This is a genomic window from Agrobacterium sp. V1, from assembly GCF_030518355.1.
In the GTDB taxonomy this organism is placed as follows: domain Bacteria; phylum Pseudomonadota; class Alphaproteobacteria; order Rhizobiales; family Rhizobiaceae; genus Agrobacterium; species Agrobacterium cucumeris.
In genome coordinates this window covers 521638-539698 of the sequence record NZ_JAULSF010000002.1, presented here as the reverse complement: position 1 = coordinate 539698, position 18061 = coordinate 521638, and the positions used below count along the sequence as shown (strand labels likewise).

Below are 18061 nucleotides of genomic sequence, written 5' to 3'. Positions count from 1 at the left end.
ATTTTAATGGAGAAGCCAGTCCGCAAACGCGGCAGACCCCGCATGTTCGACCGCGATATTGGCCTCGACATCGCGGCCCGGCTGTTCTGGGAACATGGCTACGAAGGGACATCGATCGCCGATCTTACGAGGTCGATGGGTATCAATCCGCCAACTCTCTATTCGACCTTCGGCTCAAAGGAAGAATTGTACCGTCAGGCGCTCGACTTCAGCATTGCCCGTGAAAACAGCCGCCGGTCGAACATCCTGCAATCGGATCTTCCGGTTTATGAAGCTCTGAGGCTCTATCTTTACGATATCGCTGACGGAGACACCCAGCCGGACAAACCGCCCGGCTGCATGGTCTCGACGGCCGTCCTGCAACATGCGCAAGAAAATACATCCGTGGCGCGGATGACGGCATCCTTGCGCGAAACGTCAATGCAGACACTCAAAGCCCGTTTCGACCGCGCCGTCGAGGAAGGGGCGCTGTCTGCAAACACTGATACCGACACGCTCGCACGCTTTTATGGCGCGATCATCCAGGGCATGTCCGCCCAGGCTTGCGACGGCGCCTGCAATGCCTTGCTGAAACGGCTGATCGACCTTGCACTTGCGGCCTGGCCTGGAAAACGTCAGACCTCCGCAGAGACGCAGATTAGGGGCACTTAACCACGCAATCTCCAATCCGCGACTGACAATTGGACCGCGCTTACGTCTGCGTTTATGACCGTTCAGGAAAGTGGGACAGGTGAAATTATGGTTTTGCCACCGCCCGAAGCGCCTTCGCCAGTTTCTTGATGGCCTCTTCTATCTCGAGAGGTGTGTATGCAGCAAAACCCATCAGGAAACCGGCCTTCGGGTCACCGGCAGCGTATAGACCTGATAACCCTAGAAGCTCGATACCCACGCGCCGTGCCGCATCAATGGCAGCGCGTTCCGAAAGGTCGCCAGTCAATACACAGGACATTTGCAGCCCACCAACGGGAACATGCGGCTCGATGAAATCCGACAGATGCTTGCTGGCGAGACGAGCCAGCACGTCGAGCCGTTCGGCGTAGATGCCGCGCATGGCGCGAACATGCGCTCCGAAATGCCCGCCTTCCATAAAGCGGGCGAGCGTCAGCTGCGCCATCGGCGCCGTATGACCGTCCAGCAATGTGCGCGCGATGGTCATCGGCTTGACGAGCTGGGACGGCAACACGACATAGCCGATCCGCAAACCCGGAAAGAGCGATTTGGTGAAGGTGCCGATGTAGATAGTCCGGTCGTGGGGATCCAGACCTTGCACACAGGCAGTTGGCTTGCCGGCGTAATGAAATTCACTGTCATAGTCGTCTTCGATGATCCACATCTGATGCCGGGCCGCCCATTCAATCAGCGCCAGCCGACGGTCCAGAGCCAGCGTCGCCCCGGTCGGAAATTGATGGGATGGGGTCAGGAAAATCGCCTTGGCCCGGCGCGGGTGAGCCATGATCTGCTCGATGACGACGCCCTGCCGGTCGACAGGGATAGAAACACATTCCAGTCCCGCTGCATCGAACGCCTTGCGCGCGCCGTAATAGGCGGGATCTTCGATGAAGATCCGATCGCCGGGATCAAGCAGCATGTTGGCGCACAACGACATAGCCTGCTGCGAACTGGTCAATACCAGCACCCTGTCGGCAGTCGCGCGTGCGCCCCGCTCAAGGTTGACATAATCGGCGATGGCGCGCCGAAGCGGTTCTGCTCCCTGCGGGTCACCGTGAAGCAGAGTTTGTGCGCCAACCTCCTTGCGAACCTGCCGTTCGAGACGCTCCCAGATCTGAAGCGGGAAGGTGCGCGTCTCCGGTATCCCGTGAGCGAATGGCCGCGGTGACAGCATCTCGCGAACGCCGCCGCTGCGAAACATGGCCGCCCCCCGCCTGCTGAGACTGGGAGCCTGACTGCGCAGGAGCATGGCCTGCCGGGAAAGACGGGGGCCGGGCGTGAACTCCGTCATCTCCGCGACGAAGCTGCCGCTGCCAACACGCCGGTCGATGAAACCTTCGGCGTGAAGCTGGGTATAGGCCGCTTCGATCGTATCACGCGATACCTCCAGCGATTTGGCAAGCGCGCGTGAGGCGGGCAAAGGCCTGCCCGGACCCAATGCACCACCGACAATCAATTGGCGGATCGCCCTTTGAATCCGCACGTGAAGCGGCATAGCGGCATGGGCCGGATCGGCAATCCAAGCCTTTACGGTTTCGAGTTGGGAATGCTTGAACAAATGGTCTGCTCGCAGTGTCAAAATTGGCTGGGTTAATCAGTCCATTAATGGACTAAATGTCAATGCGCCTTGTTCACGGCCTGCTCAAACTCCAGGAGATTTCCCAGACTATGCCACCGCATTTCTCGCCTTCATCCGTCCGCCTTGACGACCTTCCCCATCCCGTTGTTGCGGGATTGATCTCCGTCATCGTCAACTATGGCGGCACGTTCATTCTGGTCTTTCAGGCAGCGAAGATTGCAGGCCTGAGCCCACAACTCACGGCATCCTGGGTGTGGTCGATCTCGATCGGCGTCGGATTGACTGGACTTTTCCTCAGCCTGCGCTATCGCGAACCGATCATCACGGCATGGTCGACACCGGCTGCGGCATTTCTCGTCACCGCGCTGGCGACAACACCATATGCCGAGGCAATTGGCGCTTACATGATCTCGGCGGCGGCCTTCGTCGTGCTCGGCATATCCGGCTACTTCGAGAAAGTCATTCGCCTGATCCCACCCGGTATCGCTTCCGGTTTGCTTGCCGGCATTCTGCTGCAATTCGGCATCGGAGCCTTCGCTGGCGCAAGTGTCGATCCGCTATTGGTCGGCTCGCTAATCTTCGCCTACGTGGCATTGAAAAGGCTCTCCGCTCGCTACGCAGTGGTCGGTATTCTGGTTCTGGGGCTTGTTTTCCTTGTGGCGCAAGGTCGCGTCGATCTGTCCGGCCTCACCCTGAAGTTTGCAGCGCCGGTCTTCACCATGCCGGAATTCTCGTTGAATGCGCTGCTGTCGGTCGCGCTTCCGCTATTCCTGATTACGCTGTCCGGCCAATATATGCCGGGAATGCTGGTCTTGCGGAATGACGGCTTCAAGACAAGCGCCAATCCCATCGTGACCGTGACCGGACTTGGTTCGCTCGCCATGGCTCCGTTCGGCTCCCATGCCTTCAATATCGCAGCGATCACGGCGGCGATCGCCACGGGCAAGGAAGCGCATGACGATCCTTCCAAACGTTGGATTGCCGGAGTTGCCGCTGGTTGTTTCTATATTCTGGTCGGCGTGTTCGGCGTAACGCTGGCCGCCCTCTTCATGGCGTTTCCAGCAACCTTCATCACCACGCTCGCCGGTCTTGCACTTCTTGGTACCATCGGCGGCAGTCTTGCCGCAGCGATGGCAGACCCGACTTCCCGCGAGGCAGCGCTGATTACCTTCCTCGCATCTGCCGCCAATATCAAATTGCTCGGCATTGGTGGGGCGTTCTGGGGCCTGCTAATCGGCCTCGCCGCCGCCATTGTCCTCAACGGGCACCCGCCGCGGCGCGTACGCCAACCAAAGACAGCAAGCGAAGGAATCTCCAAATGAGCCGCAGACCGCCACCATTTCTCTATCCAGAGCCAAGTCGTGCACAGGCTCGGGGCAATAGCGCGGCTCTGCCACGCCTGCCCACGTGCCGATCGATACCAGCCGTCACATTGGTCCGACTATCGCGAGTTTCGTGGAAACGCAGCTTTGTGGCACGGGAAAATTCGTCATTCACTGTGCGCGAGAGCTATTGCGATACCTTGCATCACGCCTCGGATTTCGGCGAGGCCCTTCAAGCGTCCGATCAGGGAATAGCCGGGATTGATCCGATCCTTGCCGATATCGTCGGCTAACAGGTGCCCGTGATCCGGACGAAGCGGGATTTGCCAGTCGGTGCGGCCCTCGCCTACGCGCCGCTCCTGCTCCTGCATCAGCGCAAGGATTACCGCCGGCATGTCGCTCGATCCGCCGAGATGATCGGCTTCGTAGAACGAGCCATCATCCTCGCGCTGGACATTGCGGAGGTGGGCGAAGTGAATGCGCGGGCCGAACTCGCGAACCATGGCCGGCAGGTCGTTGTTGGCGCGTGTGCCATATGAGCCGGTGCAAAAAGTGATACCGTTGGCGGGACTATCGACAGCGGAGAGTATGCGTCTGACATCGGCGGCCGTCGAGACGATGCGCGGCAGACCATAGAGCGAAAAGGCCGGATCATCGGGGTGGATGCAAAGCCGTATACCGACCTCTTCGGCAACGGGCACGATCTCCCTGAGGAAGCGCGCGAGATTCGCATGCAGGACATCGGCAGCCACACCGTCATATTCGGCGAGCGCGGCGAGAAAGCTCGCTCGGTTGAACTGGCGCTCGGTTGCCGGCAGGCCGGCAATGAGATTGCGCTCGATCCGGTCGATCTTTGCCTGATCCATGCCATCGAGACGCTGACGCGCCGTGAATATCTGCTCTTTGGAGTAACTTTCTTCGACACGCGGCCGCTTCAGCACGAAAAGATCGTAGGCGGCAAAATCAACCGCGTCAAAGCGCAGCGCATAACCGCCGTTAGCCAGGGGCTGCATCAACTCGGTGCGTGTCCAGTCCACCACCGGCATGAAATTGTAGCAGACGATCTCAATGCCAGAGCGCGCCAATGCCCGCAGCGTGTCCTTGTACCAGCCGATATAGCGCGCGCTGTCTGATGTTCCTAGCTTGATCGAGTTGTGAACCGGGATGCTCTCGACGACGCTCCAGCGCATTCCAGCAGCTTCGATCTGCGCCTTCTGCGCCAGGATTGCTTCGTCAGACCAGGGCGAACCATCATAGATGTGGTGCAGCGCCGAAACGATCCCCGTAGCGCCTGCCTGCCGGATATGGCTGAGCGGCACCGGATCGTTTGGCCCGTACCAGCGAAAGCACTCTTCCATCAGTCTCATGCAGAACTCCTACCGCTTCAGGTGGCTATTGTTGGACCACAAAGACCGATAATGTCCAATTGGCCCAACAATTCAAGCCTGACATTATGTAATTTTGCGATTTAAGCCCTGATAAGAAAATATTTTGAGAGGTTCTCTTGACTGATGCTTAAATCTGGACCAACAAATAAGCCATTGCACGGAGGATGATCGGTGAGCAGTTCTGCAAGGGAAGATGCGCTGTCGAGCATGGAGATTGTCGAACCCGGCAAGACCTCGGCGGTCGATCGGCTGGTTGATCAGATCCGCGAGATGATCTCGGAACGCGGCCTTGGGATAGGCGACGCGCTGCCAACCGAGCGCGATCTCGGCGAGCAGTTTCAGACCGGCCGCAACACCGTGCGCGAGGCACTGCAGGTGCTTCGCGCCTATGGCATGGTCGAGACCCGGCCAAAGGTCGGTGCCGTCATCAGCGGTGGCCATGGCGAGGCAATCCGCCGCCTTTTCGCCTTTCACAACGGTATTTCGCCGGACTCCTTCCGAGATCTGCAGGGCTTCCGCCGCATCATTGAAACCGGCATCGGTGAACACATCATCCTCACCGCAAGCGAAGCGGATTTCGACAGGCTCGACACGATCAATGCGCGAATTCTGGAGGCCGAAAGCGTCGAGGCGGCAGCGCGCTGCGACTACGAATTCCATTCGGCGATCGTCGAACTCTCCGGCAACCGCACGACCCTTGCCGCCTATCACATGCTGCGCTCGGTGATCGAGGAGGTCATGCGGCTCGGCAAGACGGAACGTCCGGTGCATGCGGCAACCTTCGAAACGCATGCGGAGATCGTCCGTGCATTGAGGGCTCGCGATCGTATCGCCTATGTTTACCTGATGAGCCGTCACTTGGAGTTCGGCATCCGTTTCGTCGATGCAGCACCTCGGGGTCAACCGTTGTGATGAGCATATGAGATTTTAGCTGAACCGTTCCCATTGTGGGCGGTGCAGGCAGCCGTTTTCCGGATCCACTCGCCCGTTGGTCCGGCGGTACGAACAGGGCACTTTGGGAGGAGAACCAATATGAGCAACATGAAACGTCTGGCGCTTGCCGCGCTGCTTGCCACCGTAAGCTTTGCGCCGAATGCTGCATTTGCCGGTGGCAAGGCAATCGCCGGCATCGTTTTTCAGCAGGACCAATATTTCCGTGGCATCCAAATCGGCATGGAAAAGGCGGCGAAAGCTGCCGGTGACGAGCTCCTGGCGGGTAACAGCGATAGCAAGCTCGAGAAGGAAGCCCAGCTGATCGACACCTATATCGCCCGTGGCGTGAACTCGATCGTCGTCGCGCCACTCTCGGCCGACGCCTCGGTGCCTGCACTGAAGAAGGCACGTGACGCCGGTATTACGGTCGTTACCTACGGCACCTCGGCCAATGGCGACGTCGCACAGGCGACAGTGACGAGCTCCGACCGCGATATCGGCATCGGCACCGGCAAGGCCGCGACTGATTTCCTGAAGACACTCGGCAACGGCGAGAAGGTCAAGATCGGCATGCTCGCCTTCAAGGCGCTGCTGCCCGAACAGTCCAATGCCCGCGTCGAGGGTTTCCTGAGCGTCGTTAGTGATCAGGTCGATATCGTTGCCCAGCAGGACGCCTGGCTTGCCGAAAAGGCGCTCGCCGTCGCCAGTGACATGCTGACGGCCAATCCGGGTATCCGCGTCATATATGCCGCCAACGAAGGCGGTACGATTGGCGCCGTCCAGGCCGTGAAGAAGGCCGGCCTGGAAGGCAAGGTCTTCGTCTTCGGCACAGACGGTTCCGAGCAGCTCGCCAACATGCTCCTGAATTCCGACAACGTGCTGCAGGCGACAACGGCACAGCAGCCACTCGAAGTCGGCAAGCAGGCGATCGAGGCGGCGCAGAACCTGCTCGACGGCAAGAAGATCGAGACCAAGGTCAACGTGCCGGTGCTGCCTCTGACACGCGCCAACGCCGAAGGCATCGCTGCCTACAAGGAAGGCCTGAAGGCCCTGAAATAGGGCCAGGACGTGAGCCGCGTGGCGGGTTTTGCCCGCCGCGCCTTCGCACCCGACAGCAGGAAATCCGTATGAGCAATCCGCAATTGAGGTCAGCCACGTTGGAAGGGGCGCGGGGACGGCTGGACTTTCAGGCCGTGACCAAGCGTTATGGCCCGACGGTCGCCCTTTCCGAGTTCACCCACAGTTTCGCGCCGGGCCAGGTGCATGCCCTGATGGGCAAGAACGGCTCCGGTAAGTCGACGCTTGTCAAACTTCTTGCCGGTGTCACCGAACCGACATCCGGCACGATCAGCGTCAATGGCGAGGATCGCCGCTTCACGTCGCCGCATGACGCTTTCGCAGCCGGCATCGTCACCGTGCACCAGGAGCTTTCGCTGGTGCCGGAGCTTTCGGTCGGCGAAAACATCTTTCTCGGACGCCTGCCTCATCGCCGCCGCGCCGGTTTCAGCGTCGTGGACTGGGAGGGGCTCCATCGCCGCGCCGGCGAACTGCTCGCCGACATGGGGCTCACGATCGATTCCCGTCAGCCGGTGTCCGCGCTCAGCGTCGGTCAGCAGCAGGTGGTGGAGATCGTCAAGGCGATGTCCTTCAATCCGTCGATCCTGCTTCTGGACGAGCCGACTTCGGCGCTTGCTTCCCGCGAGGTCAAACAGCTCTTCGCACTCATCGAACGCCTGCGCGCCCGCGGCGTAACGATGATTTACATCACCCACCGGATGAGTGAGCTTTTCGAAATCGCCGATACCTGCACGGTGATCCGCGATGGCCATTACATCGGCGCGGTTGCGATGAAGGAGACGACGCCATCGGCCATCGTCGGCATGATGTTCGGTGATGCCGCACGCGCCACACGCCCGCCACGGCGAACGCTCGATCGCGCCGAGCCGGTGCTTGAGGTCCGCAACCTCAGTCGATCCGGGCATTTCCAGGGTGTCTCCTTTGATCTTTACCCCGGCGAAATCCTCGGCATTGCGGGCCTGCTCGGCGCCGGCCGCACCGAGCTGATGCGGGCAATCTTCGGTGCTGACCCGGTCGACGGCGGTTCAGTGATGTTCAACGGCCGTGATATGACCGGTGCCAGCCCACGCGACATGCGCAAGGCCGGTCTCGGCTACACCCCGGAAAACCGCAAGGAAGTCGGCCTCGTGCAATCGCTCTCGACGGCCGACAATCTCTGCATGGCGAGCCTTGGTCCGATCTCCAGCGGAGGTTTCATTTCCCGTCGGCGCGAACAGCCGTTTGTCCGCCGCCAGATCACGGCGCTCCACATCAAGTGTGATGACCCCGAACTGCCCGTGTCGTCGCTGTCAGGCGGCAACCAGCAGAAAGTGGTGATCGGCAAGTGGCTAAACCGGCAGCCTTCGGTGATGTTCTTTGATGAACCGAGCCGCGGTGTCGACGTTCAGGCGAAGAGCCAGATCTTCGATATCATCTGGCAGAAGGCAGCTGACGGTCTTGCCAGCATTTTTGTCTCGACGGAACTCGAGGAAGTCCTCGAAGTGGCTGACCGCATCCTCGTCATGCACCACGGCGAAGTCGTTGCCGAGGTGGACCCGGCAAAAACCGACCTTACCGAACTTTACGGCCTATGCATGGAAGGGGCCAGACAATGACGCTTGTAAACCCGACAACGGAAGCCCGTGGCCAGAATACGCTGCTCAAGCTTCTCAAGACCTACCCGATGGAGATCATCCTCGCGGCACTGGTGATTTTCCTCATCGTGGTTGCGCCCGGCTTTGCCTCGACTGCCAATATGCTCAATGTGCTTCGTACCGTCTCCATGCTTGGCATCATCGCCTTCGGCATGACGGCCGTGATCATTAGCGGCGAGATCGACTTGTCTGTCGGTGCCGGCGCCGCCCTCGCCGGCTGCATCGTCGCCTGGTTCGCGGACCGCTTTGCCGGCGTCCTCGGCGATTGGGGCGCAGTCGCGGTCGGCTTTGCCGTGGCGCTCCTGCTCGGCTTCACGCTCGGCTATCTCACCGGCCGTTTCCGCCAATGGTTTAACGTGCCGACCTTCATCACCACGCTCGCCCTGTTTGCGGCGCTGCGCGGCGTTGCCAACCTCATCACCGGTGGCTTTCCACTGTCGTCCTTCCCGCTCGGCTTCGATTTCCTCGGCGGCGGATACCTCTTCGGCATTCCGTTTCCGGTCTATATTTTCGCGCTCACATTTGCCGTCATGCACTTCCTGATGAAGTACACGAGCTTCGGCCGCGAGGTTTATGCCGTTGGTGGCAATATGGAAGCTGCCCGCCTTTCCGGTATCGACATCTGGAAGGTGAAGGCGCTGACACTGGGCCTTACCGGCGCACTGACGGCCCTCTCAGGCACGTTGATCGCCTCGCAGATCGGCGCTGGAACCGGGACCACGGCCACCGGCATGGAGCTCGACGTCATCGCAGCCGTGATCATCGGTGGCACCTCGCTCTTCGGCGGCAAGGGCCGCATCTGGGGCACTCTCATTGGCGTCCTGTTCCTCGGCTGCATCTCTAATGGCATGACACTGATGAATGTCAGTGAATATTGGCAGTACGTCGTGCGCGGCGGCATCATCCTCGGCGCCGTGCTTCTCAACCAAGTTCTGGAACGGGTGCGTTGAGGCAGACGCCTTGCATATCGCTCCCTTATGAAACTTGATCGTGCTTATGGTTTCGGGCCTGTCCAGACTGAAACCATGACGATCTGTCGCGGAGACAATCATGACTGAATTCAAGGGAAAAATCGCGCTCGTCACCGGCACCTCCGGGATCGGTCTTGCCTCGGCGATCCGCCTGGCGTCATCAGGCGCGACCGTGCTTGCATGCGGTAACGACGCCGCCACCAACGAGATCTTCGACCGCATCGCCAAGGAGCGCGACCTGCCGATGTCGGCACGGTTCACCGATGTCGCCGTGGAGGCAGAGGTCGAGGCGGCCGTGCGCGAAACAGTCCTGCGTCATGGCGGGCTCGATATCATCGTCAACGCCGCAGCCGTCCACCCCTTTGGCACGGTGCTCGATACCAGCGCCGAGACCTTTGCCCGCTGCCTCGCCGTCAATGTCGGCTCCATCTACCTCTCCGGTCGCTTCGGCATTCCGGAGATGGCGAAGCGCGGCGGCGGCGCGATCGTCAACATCTCCTCGGTACAGGGCCATGCCTGCCAGCAGAACGTTGCAGCCTATGTCGCCTCCAAGGGCGCCATCCATGCACTGACCCGCGCCATGGCGCTTGACCATGCGGCAGCGAAAGTCCGGGTGAATTCAGTAAGCCCCGGATCGGTGCGCACGCCGCTGCTTGCGCTTGCGGCCCGCACCTATGGCGGTGAGGGTGTCAGCGAAGCGGAAGCCTTCGCCCGCTTCGGCGCCGCGCACCCCATCGGCCGCATCGGTGAACCGGAGGAAGTGGCGGAACTCGTGGCCTATCTCGCCTCCGACCGCGCAGCCTTCGTCACCGGCTCGGACTTCCGCATAGACGGTGGTCTTACCGCCGGCATTGGCGTCAAATAATCAGACAGGAAACGACAACATGAAGATCGGCCTTGGACTTTACCGGGAGCAGCTCACCCCCGACAATTATCAGTTTGCGCAGCAAGCGGGTGCAACCCATGTCGTTGCGCACCTGACCAACTATTTTGCCGGCAAGGATCCCAAGATCGACAGCGGTGACACAGGTGGCTGGGGCGATTGTTCCGGCGACCGGCTGTGGTCTTATGAGGAACTGTCGGCTCTGGTGAAGGACGTGCGCGCCGGCGGTCTGGAGATTGCAGCGATCGAGAACTTCTCGCCGCGCTTCTGGCATGACGTGCTGCTCGACGGACCGGAGCGGGCTCAACAGATAGAGGGGCTGAAACAACTCATCAGAGACGCCGGACGCGCCGGCATTCCCTGCATCGGCTACAATTTTTCGCTTGCCGGTGTCTATGGGTGGACGCGCGGTCCCTATGCCCGCGGCGGCGCGGAATCCGTTGGCTTCGGCGTCGAAAACAGTATTGCGCCCAGTCCGGACGCACCGATCCCGGATGGTATGGTCTGGAACATGCGCTATCGCCGCGCGGTCGCCGACGCGGCCTCCGTCTCGGTCAGTTCGGCTGAACTTTGGGACCGCCTTGGCCGTTTCCTGAAGGAGATCGTGCCCGTTGCCGAAGAGGCGGGCGTCGTGCTCGGCGCTCACCCGGACGATCCGCCGGCAGAGGAACTGCGCGGCACGGCACGGCTGGTCAACCGCCCGGAAAAGTACGACCGGCTGATGGCGATCGTGGATTCGCCCTCGAACGGTTTGGAACTCTGCCTCGGGTCGCTGCAGGAAATGCCGGGCGGCGACATCTATGAGCACGTTCGTCGCTTCGCCCGCTCCGGCCGCATCGGTTACATCCATTTCCGCAACGTGCGCGGAAAGATGCCGCGCTATGTTGAAACCTTCGTCGATGAGGGCGATATCGACATGGCCGAAATTATCCGCATCCTGCGTGACGAGAATTACCGGGGCGTGCTGATCCCCGACCATACGCCGGCCATGACCTGCGGTGCTTCCTGGCATGCGGGCAAGGCTTTCGCGCTTGGATACATGAAGGCGCTTGTGCAGAACGCCGAAGCTCTCGGACCGTCGCGGTCGATCACCGCAAGCATGGCGGCGGAATAGGAGGCGCGGATGGCACGCGAACCTGTCTGTGTCGCGCCCGTGGGCGACCGCTGCGGTGAAGGTGCGGTCTGGTCCGCGCCGGAAGTGGCACTCTACTGGACCGACATCAACCGTTTTCTCATTCATCGCTACGACGAGGAGACGCTCGCGGTCAGGACGTGGCTCTTCGAGGAGCCGGTGGTCGCTATCTCGCTCACAGACGAAGATGGCCGACTGCTTGTCGCCCTCGGCTCGAAGCTGATCTGGTGGTGGCCACAGACCGACCGGCGCAAGGATCACGGCTTTGTCCTGCCCGGTGCCCCACGCGTCCGCTTGAACGACGGACGCACCGATCCGGCTGGAAACTTCTGGGTCGGTTCCATGAAGAACAACGTCCTTCCCGATGGTCAACTGGGCGATGTGGCGCCCGGCGAAGGCATCCTCTATCGGATCGCGCCGGACGGCGCTGTCAGCGAATGGCGGGCTGGCCTTGGAATTTCCAATACGCTTTGCTGGAGCCCGGACCGAAGCACCTTCTATTTTGGCGATACGCTCGCGAACGAAATTTACGCTTTCGACTACGATGTATCGAAGGGTGCCATATCGGCAGAGCGGCACTTCTTCACCGGCTTCGAGTGCGGTTCGCCCGACGGCTCGGCGATCGACAGCCGAGGCTTCCTCTGGAACTGCCGTTATGGCGGCCGTTGTCTGGCCCGCATCGCGCCTGACGGCAGCCTGGCGGAGGTGATTGATATGCCGGTCACCAACATCACCACCTGCGCCTTCGGTGGCGTGGATCTGAAAACGCTCTACATCACAACGGCAGGCGGGGGACCCGCCGAGCGCCTCGCGGGCAGTCTCTATGCCATCCGGGTAGACATCGCCGGCCTTCCGGAAAACCGCTACGGAGCAGCGACACCATGAGCGGAATGACCACACGACGTGCACTTGCCTGGGCGCATGGATGCGTCGCGGTGCAGTCGCTCGGCGGTATGCTTGGTCCGGTATTGTTCCTGCTGCCTGACGGGCGGCAGGTCAGCCCGCTGCATGTCGCCCCCTGGGGCAATGAGGCTGAGCGCGAGAAACTGCCGGAAATCCTGCAGGAGCTTCGCGGCGAATGGCCTTGCGTTCCCTTCGGCAGCGACGCGGGCCGAAAGCTCCCACCAAGCTGGCCCGCAATGGGCGAGAGTTTCGACGGCGCGGGCGTGCCGCATGGTTACAGCTCGAATGCCCATTGGACCTGGAACAATTGCGAAGAGCGACAGATCGCAATGGAATGCCGCTATCCCGACCTTCATCCGATCCGCTTGCTTCGCCGGAGGATTATTCCGGATCAGAGCGCGGCTGCCATCGACATCATCCTGGAGATCGAGGTACGGCACCCTTGCCGCCTTCCGATTGGCCTGCACCCGACCTTCCGGCTGTCGCCGCGGCTAGGGTCCGTCATTATCGAGCCCGGCGCCTGCGATCAGGTCTGGAGTTTCCCCGGCGATGTCGAACCGGGTGCTGCGCTGTTTGCACCCCACCGGCAATGGCCCTCGCTCGGCACGGTCGAGACGCGCGGCGGTTCGACGGTCGATGCAGCGAAAGTACCCCTTGCCGAAAACACCGAGGACCTTCTACAGCTTTCCGGCATTGATGGCAGGCTGGCGCTTCACTATCGCGACGAGGGTTTTCGCGCACGGCTCACGTGGCAGAAGGAGCACTTTCCCAGCCTCCTCCTCTGGTACAGCAATCACGGACGCAAGGCCTATCCCTGGAACGGACGGCACGTGGCGCTCGGTGTCGAGCCGGTCGCTTCCGCCTTCGACCTCGGCCCTGCGGTATCAAACGCTGCCAACCCGCTGGCGTCATCCGGCATAGCGACTGCAATCGCATTCGAGCCAGACCGGACCTTCACCACCCGCTACCGGCTTGCAGTCGAACCTGCTTCGCAGACCAGCTAGGAAGCACGGGTATTCACCAGGAACGAACGGAAGAACTGCATGTCCTGATCGAAGCGCTGTGCAGAAAACATAGTGACAGAAAAATGATATCGAGGGCTATAATCGCCCGAAATCTCTGCTGCCCCATCTGCGGAAAGATGAATGTGTGCCCGGACAGTCGCCGCAGCCCCAGCTTGCCTGCATGCTAAATGAAATCGGCGCAGGAATTGCAGCGCCGAGTTTTCACCGTGGATTTCGCACCAGCGATCTTCAGGCGTTGATACGCTCTTCAACGACCTTCCAGTTGATCAACCTGTCGAGAACCGCGCGGATATGTTCGGCTTTGCGATTTTCATAATCCAGGTAATAGGCGTGTTCCCAGATATCGATGCCGAGATAGGCGGGACGGCCGACGGCGACGGGATTGTTGCCGTCTTCATATCCGATCAGGGCGAGCTTGTTGTCATCGTCGCGTGTAAGCCAGACCCAGCCGGTTCCAAACACCGTATCCGACACATCGACGGCGCGTTTGGTAAAGCCGTCATAGCCGCCGAAGGTCTCGTCAATAGAAGCTGCAAGATTGCCTGTCGGGCGGTTTGAGCCACCGGGAACGAACTGATCCCAATAAGCAACGTGGTTCCAGGCCTGCGCGGCGTTGTTGAAAATCTTGACATCATCCGCGCCTTTCGATTTAGCGGCTGCCTCGACGATCTCGATCAGGTCCATATCCGCATAACGGCTGCCAGCTGCCAATGTGTTGAGCTTGTCGAAATAGGCCTTGTGGTGTTTGCCGTAATGCAGGCCAACCGTTTTTGCTGAAATGACCGGTGCTAGATCAGCTTCCGCAAATGGAAGGGCCGGTTGCTTCAAAGGCAAGGCTGCGCGGGCGATGTGAGGGAGCGGAAAGACTGTTGCGGCAGCTGCCGCCGCGCCTGTTACGAGAATGGTGCGTCGGGTTATGGTCATGACGTCCTCCTTTAAATGTCTACCAGTGGATAATCCGCGAAAGCGGCGCTGGTTTCCTCCGGCTGACAGAAAACCGATGAAGAACGGCGGCGATGTAAAGAAGATGCAATGTCGCCATGACCCGGACGCCCGGGGAAATTCGCGAGATTGAGGCTGTGGCGCCGTAAAAGGGGGCGCTATAGTTCAGGAAAGAATTCTGGCGATCTCTCGCTCTAACTGTTCCTGCGTGTAGGGTTTTCCCAGTCTTGGAAGACCCATTTCGGTCCCTGCCGGCAAATCCGCATAACCCGTCGCAACCAGGATCGGCAGGGCTGGGCGCAATTCGCGTGCAGCCTTTGCGAGTTGAGCTCCATTCATGCCTGGCATCGAAAAGTCAGTAATCATCAGGTCAATGGCAGGCTCATTTTTGATGATATCCAGCGCCTGTTGCCCCGAATTTGCTTCGAGCACGCGATGTCCGAGATCTTCGAGCATGTCGACGGAACTCATGGCGATCAAGGCGTCATCGTCAACCAGCAGGATTATCGCTGGCCCGCGCGGCAGTTCATCCAAGGGGTCGGGCATCGATACCTGATGGCGAACTTCTGTGGTCACCGGAAGCCAGAGCTCGGCCAATGTGCCCTCGCCCAGTGTGCTGGTGAGTGTCAGCGCGCCATTGAGCTGGACAGCCAGACCATGGATCATCGACAAACCCAGCCCCGTCCCCTTGCCCAGTTCTTTGGTGGAGAAAAACGGATCTACGGCACGCCGAACGGTTTCTTCGTCCATCCCGGATCCGGTGTCCCTTACGCTGAGACATACATATGCACCCAGAGGAAGCCCCTCGGAAGGTACCACGCCTTCTTCAGCGCGAACGCTTATCGACAACTGGCCGCCCTCCGGCATAGCGTCGCGCGCATTGACGACAAGGTTGAGCAAAGCAAGCTCGACCTGGTTGCCGTCGACCAGGACCAATGGCAGGCCGCCGGCGATGGCAGTGGTAATCTGAATGGACGAGCCGACGGAGCGTGCCAGCAGTTCCTGCATGTTTGCCACAAGTTCGGAGAGATCTGTCGGCTCCACCTCAAGATCCTGACGGCGTGCAAACGCCAGCAGTCTCTGTGTCAGGGAGGCGCCGCGCCGCGCACCCTGAAGCGCGCCATCGATCAGACGTGTCAGTCTCGGATCATCGGCAGCATGCTTTCTGGCGAGATCGAGGTTGCCAAGCACGGCCATGAGCAGGTTGTTAAAGTCGTGGGCGACCCCACCCGTCAACTGGCCAATCGCCTCAAGTTTCTGCGATTGAAGCAACTTCTGCTCGGTATCCTGCCGCTGGGCTATTTCCGCCTTCAGCGCCTCGGTTCGTTCTTCCACCCGACGTTCCAGCGTTTCATTCATCGAGCGTAGCGCCGCCTCGGCATGCTTGCGGGATGTGATGTCGGAACCGACACCAATAAGACGCTGGGGCTTGCCACGCTGATCATGGACAAGACGGCCGCGAACCTCCGCCCAATGCAGGCTTTGGTCCGGCCAGATAACACGATATTCGGAGACGTAGTCTTCGCCTGCATCCACGCTGCGTCGAAGACCATCTTCACGGCCTTGCCTGTCATCGGGATGCACGGAGGCCGTAAGCTCGTCGTAAGTCAGCTCCTTGTCTGCACATCGGCCGAAAATCTGACGAAATTCGGGGGAGGAGCCAAGCTCCCAACTCGAGAGGTCTAGGCTCCATGTGCCTAGATGCCCTGCAAGCAATGCAGTCTTGAGGTTGAGCTCACTTTCACGCAATTCGACAATGCGGTTGCGAGCTTCAAGTTGCCGCCGACGGTTCTTGCGTGCCGACTCCGCGACGCTGACGAAAGTTGTCGGGTGGAACGGTCGTTCCAGAAAGGAGACGTTTCCAAGTGCCTGGGCAACCCTTGCGGCAGCAGGGTTTCTCTCCGGCCCCGCTCCTTTGTGCGTCAGGACGATGAAAGGGAGATCCGACCAGCTTGGCTGGGACGTCACCCAGGCGTTGATAGGCCCGAGATTGCTGGAGCGAAGGACCTCTTCCACGACGACGACAAAAAGAGCATTTTCTCCAAGGCACTCGGCCAGGGCCTCAAGGCTTGCCACCGGCTGCGATGAAATACCGCGCTCCTGCAGGATGGATGCTGCAACAACGCTGTCGCGACCGTTCGGGGCGTAAATGAGGGCGACACTGTCACGATCAGGAATCGGAATTCCCTCCAATGTCGAGCATGTTTTTCTGTTCGCCGACAAAATGGGGTATGCCGCGCAAGACACCCTTGAAGCCCGCGAGTGGATCGCCGAGTACCAGACCGCCCTCGCCGATATTGTATTCCCGAATTGTCGTTTCGTGTCTTCCAGTGCGCTTCTTGACGACCGACACGGCGCGGCGCACCTTTCCCATGGCCTCGAAGTAACGCAGCAGGATGACGCTGTCGGCGAGATAGGTGACGTCGACAGGCGATTTCATATCGCCGAAAAGGCCATGCTGGGAAACAGTGAGAAACGTGTTGGCGCCCTGCCTGTTGAGATATTGCAGCAATTCATGGATATGCAGAATGAGTGCATTTTCTTGCGGCATCGCGGCCTGGTAGCCGTTAATACTGTCGATTACGATCGTCTTGGCTTGGGCAATATCGACACGCTCCCGCACCCTATGGGCAAATTCCCCCGGCGACAGTTCTGCCGCATCGAGTTGCTCAACATGCAGCATGCCGCTTTCACGCATGGCGTCGATATCGATACCGATCCCGCGCATGCGATTTGACAGAAGCCCCAGCTCTTCGTCGAAGCCGAAAAACGCTGCCTTTTCTCCACGGGCGATCGCTGCTGCGACAAACTGCATGGTAAAGATCGTTTTACCGGTTCCGGCAGGTCCAAGCACAAGCGTGCTGGAGCCCTGCTCGATCCCATCACCCAGCAATGCATCGAGTTCCGCAATTCCGCTGCGGGCCTGATGACGGTCGTAGGTTGTGAAATGCTCATTGGCGCGCAACCGCGGAAACACTGCCACGCCGCCTGTCCTGATGGTGAAATCGTGATAGCCGCCTCTATAGGCCTGGCCGCGGTACTTGACGATCCTCAACCGACGGCGCTCTGCCCCATAGTCGGGAGCCAGTTCCTCAAGATGAATAACACCGTGAACAACGCTGTGAACGGTCTTGTCGAGAACATCGGCCGTCAGGTCGTCAAGCAGCAGGACCGTGGCCCCCTGACGCGCGAAGTAATGCTTCAGGGCGAGAATCTGCCGACGATAGCGCAGCGAACTCTGCGCCAACAGCCGTATTTCCGAAAGGCTGTCGAGCACGACACGCGCGGGTTTGACCCGTTCAAATGCTTCGAATATCAGCTTTGTCGTCTCGCCAAGCTCAAGATCAGCCGAGTAAAGAAGGCTCTGCTGGTGTTCCGCGTCGAGCAGGCTTTCCGGCGGCACAAGTTCAAAGACGTCGATTAAACCGGGGATTTCCATTCCATGCGAGTTCGCCCCTTCTCGCAGTTCTGTATCGGTCTCGGACAGGGTTATATAGAGACCCCGTTCTCCGTCCTCTGCGCCATCGCGCTAGGCCCATCCGGCAGTTGCCCGCAATTCAATTTGACACGTATATTCCCCTAAACGTCTTGGCCCCCCGGGTG

At 60.0% G+C, this 18061-nt stretch carries 14 protein-coding genes and 1 pseudogene; 10 read left to right on the top strand and 5 right to left on the bottom strand.

What is annotated here, in order from left to right; translation table 11 throughout:
- Window positions 1-6 precede the first annotated feature (6 nt).
- Complete coding sequence (locus QSV77_RS16615) at window positions 7-651, top strand: TetR/AcrR family transcriptional regulator (protein ID WP_302734332.1); 645 nt, start codon at window positions 7-9, stop codon at window positions 649-651.
- An 85-nt stretch (window positions 652-736) separates the two neighbouring features.
- Here the strand turns inward: QSV77_RS16615 and QSV77_RS16610 are convergent, their stop codons facing one another.
- A complete protein-coding gene (locus QSV77_RS16610; protein ID WP_302734330.1) occupies window positions 737-2227 on the bottom strand; it encodes a PLP-dependent aminotransferase family protein in 1491 nt (496 codons plus the stop codon).
- Between the two features lie 110 nt (window positions 2228-2337).
- Here QSV77_RS16610 and QSV77_RS16605 point away from each other — a divergent pair, with 110 nt between their 5' ends.
- The gene (locus QSV77_RS16605; protein WP_302735262.1) at window positions 2338-3570 is read left to right on the top strand and encodes a benzoate/H(+) symporter BenE family transporter; all 1233 of its coding nucleotides are present in this window, start codon (window positions 2338-2340) and stop codon (window positions 3568-3570) included.
- A gap of 167 nt (window positions 3571-3737) precedes the next feature.
- Here QSV77_RS16605 and uxuA read toward each other — a convergent pair whose 3' ends face one another.
- A complete protein-coding gene (uxuA, locus tag QSV77_RS16600; RefSeq protein ID WP_302735261.1) occupies window positions 3738-4928 on the bottom strand; it encodes a mannonate dehydratase in 1191 nt (396 codons plus the stop codon).
- 201 nt (window positions 4929-5129) lie between these two features.
- Here uxuA and QSV77_RS16595 point away from each other — a divergent pair, with 201 nt between their 5' ends.
- The 8 genes from QSV77_RS16595 to QSV77_RS16560 all read left to right on the top strand — a co-directional run bounded on the left by QSV77_RS16595 (window position 5130) and on the right by QSV77_RS16560 (window position 13495).
- Window positions 5130-5870 carry a FadR/GntR family transcriptional regulator gene (locus QSV77_RS16595; protein ID WP_271361546.1) on the top strand — a complete coding sequence of 247 codons (741 nt, stop codon included), beginning with the start codon at window positions 5130-5132 and terminating at the stop codon, window positions 5868-5870.
- 120 nt (window positions 5871-5990) lie between these two features.
- On the top strand, window positions 5991-6950 hold the full coding sequence (locus QSV77_RS16590; RefSeq protein ID WP_269699323.1) for a substrate-binding domain-containing protein: 960 nt from the start codon (window positions 5991-5993) through the stop codon (window positions 6948-6950).
- Between the two features lie 68 nt (window positions 6951-7018).
- Window positions 7019-8563 carry a sugar ABC transporter ATP-binding protein gene (locus QSV77_RS16585; protein ID WP_302734329.1) on the top strand — a complete coding sequence of 515 codons (1545 nt, stop codon included), beginning with the start codon at window positions 7019-7021 and terminating at the stop codon, window positions 8561-8563.
- Window positions 8560-9552 (top strand): ABC transporter permease, encoded by a 993-nt coding sequence (locus QSV77_RS16580; protein ID WP_302734328.1) that lies wholly within the window; start codon window positions 8560-8562, stop codon window positions 9550-9552. The genes QSV77_RS16585 and QSV77_RS16580 overlap by 4 nt, the downstream gene beginning before the upstream one ends.
- Before the next feature lie 100 nt (window positions 9553-9652).
- Window positions 9653-10438: an SDR family NAD(P)-dependent oxidoreductase gene (locus tag QSV77_RS16575; protein ID WP_302734326.1), complete on the top strand. Its 786-nt coding sequence runs from the start codon at window positions 9653-9655 to the stop codon at window positions 10436-10438.
- A 19-nt stretch (window positions 10439-10457) separates the two neighbouring features.
- Window positions 10458-11570, top strand: a complete 1113-nt coding sequence (locus QSV77_RS16570) for a mannonate dehydratase (RefSeq protein WP_302734325.1) — start codon at window positions 10458-10460, stop codon at window positions 11568-11570.
- A 9-nt stretch (window positions 11571-11579) separates the two neighbouring features.
- Window positions 11580-12473 carry an SMP-30/gluconolactonase/LRE family protein gene (locus QSV77_RS16565; protein WP_302734324.1) on the top strand — a complete coding sequence of 298 codons (894 nt, stop codon included), beginning with the start codon at window positions 11580-11582 and terminating at the stop codon, window positions 12471-12473.
- Window positions 12470-13495 (top strand): hypothetical protein, encoded by a 1026-nt coding sequence (locus QSV77_RS16560; protein WP_302734323.1) that lies wholly within the window; start codon window positions 12470-12472, stop codon window positions 13493-13495. Before QSV77_RS16565 ends, QSV77_RS16560 begins: the two co-directional genes overlap by 4 nt.
- Before the next feature lie 249 nt (window positions 13496-13744).
- Here QSV77_RS16560 and QSV77_RS16555 read toward each other — a convergent pair whose 3' ends face one another.
- The 3 genes and pseudogenes from QSV77_RS16555 to QSV77_RS16545 form a co-directional block, all read right to left on the bottom strand.
- Window positions 13745-14440: a superoxide dismutase gene (locus QSV77_RS16555; RefSeq protein ID WP_302734322.1), complete on the bottom strand. Its 696-nt coding sequence runs from the start codon at window positions 14438-14440 to the stop codon at window positions 13745-13747.
- A 183-nt stretch (window positions 14441-14623) separates the two neighbouring features.
- Complete coding sequence (locus tag QSV77_RS16550) at window positions 14624-16636, bottom strand: PAS domain-containing sensor histidine kinase (protein WP_302735260.1); 2013 nt, start codon at window positions 16634-16636, stop codon at window positions 14624-14626.
- Window positions 16629-17984, bottom strand: a pseudogene (locus tag QSV77_RS16545) (ATPase domain-containing protein); the annotation flags it as partial. The gene QSV77_RS16550 and the pseudogene QSV77_RS16545, both read right to left, overlap by 8 nt.
- Between the last annotated feature and the right edge of the window lie 77 nt (window positions 17985-18061).

Bases quoted from the DNA above. Each gene is read 5' to 3' on its own strand.
- QSV77_RS16615 (WP_302734332.1), top strand. From the start codon at position 7: ATGGAGAAGCCAGTCCGCAAACGCGGCAGACCCCGCATGTTCGACCGC.
- QSV77_RS16605 (WP_302735262.1), top strand. From the start codon at position 2,338: ATGCCACCGCATTTCTCGCCTTCATCCGTCCGCCTTGACGACCTTCCC.
- uxuA (WP_302735261.1), bottom strand. From the start codon at position 4,928: ATGGAAGAGTGCTTTCGCTGGTACGGGCCAAACGATCCGGTGCCGCTC.
- QSV77_RS16590 (WP_269699323.1), top strand. From the start codon at position 5,991: ATGAGCAACATGAAACGTCTGGCGCTTGCCGCGCTGCTTGCCACCGTA.
- QSV77_RS16585 (WP_302734329.1), top strand. From the start codon at position 7,019: ATGAGCAATCCGCAATTGAGGTCAGCCACGTTGGAAGGGGCGCGGGGA.
- QSV77_RS16580 (WP_302734328.1), top strand. From the start codon at position 8,560: ATGACGCTTGTAAACCCGACAACGGAAGCCCGTGGCCAGAATACGCTG.
- QSV77_RS16575 (WP_302734326.1), top strand. From the start codon at position 9,653: ATGACTGAATTCAAGGGAAAAATCGCGCTCGTCACCGGCACCTCCGGG.
- QSV77_RS16570 (WP_302734325.1), top strand. From the start codon at position 10,458: ATGAAGATCGGCCTTGGACTTTACCGGGAGCAGCTCACCCCCGACAAT.
- QSV77_RS16565 (WP_302734324.1), top strand. From the start codon at position 11,580: ATGGCACGCGAACCTGTCTGTGTCGCGCCCGTGGGCGACCGCTGCGGT.
- QSV77_RS16560 (WP_302734323.1), top strand. From the start codon at position 12,470: ATGAGCGGAATGACCACACGACGTGCACTTGCCTGGGCGCATGGATGC.
- QSV77_RS16555 (WP_302734322.1), bottom strand. From the start codon at position 14,440: ATGACCATAACCCGACGCACCATTCTCGTAACAGGCGCGGCGGCAGCT.